Below are 522 nucleotides of genomic sequence, written 5' to 3' on the forward strand. Positions count from 1 at the left end.
TTAATGCATGGTTTGTCTTTTAAGCTCTTGAGACAGCACACCAATTCCTTTTGCTGTGATTTTTGCGCAAGGAATGACTTTTTCTATTCCACTTGCGGTTTGAAGTGTGATGGTTGGACAATCCATAAGTTTCTTTTGGATTTTGTCTTGATAAGGAAGCAAATTTCCACCTGCTGCTCGTCTGTAAACCCAACCTTTTTGCTGTAAGAATTGAATGAATTGTTTTGGTTGCATCTCGAGTATTTTAGCGGTTTCTGTAAGACCAAAGAGTCCATTATGACGCTGTAAGCTTTCAAGAGCCATGGCTTTTGGTGTTAAATCTTCAATGATGGTGTCTTTTTGATCTATTTGACCTTGTAGGTAATTCAAAAAGCCAATCATAGCCTTTGGACTTGAATAGTCGATTTGTGGTATTACTGCTTGCTTTTCCAATTCTTGCCAACGGTCTATAATCCTAGCGCGTAATGTCATGCTGTAACCAGAAACTAAAATGAGGCATTCACGTTTAGGAAGGTTGTAACA

General features: G+C 38.5%; 1 protein-coding gene. It reads right to left on the minus strand.

Annotation, left to right across the window (positions count from 1 at the left end):
• Positions 1-522, minus strand: a 522-nt coding sequence (locus ACFIKJ_RS09750) for a phage antirepressor KilAC domain-containing protein (RefSeq protein ID WP_375670578.1), incomplete at its 5' end; no start/stop codon positions are given.

It is taken from the genome of Bartonella sp. PS7NMGDW (assembly GCF_042193585.1).
GTDB classification, from domain to species: Bacteria; Pseudomonadota; Alphaproteobacteria; order Rhizobiales; family Rhizobiaceae; genus Bartonella; species Bartonella grahamii.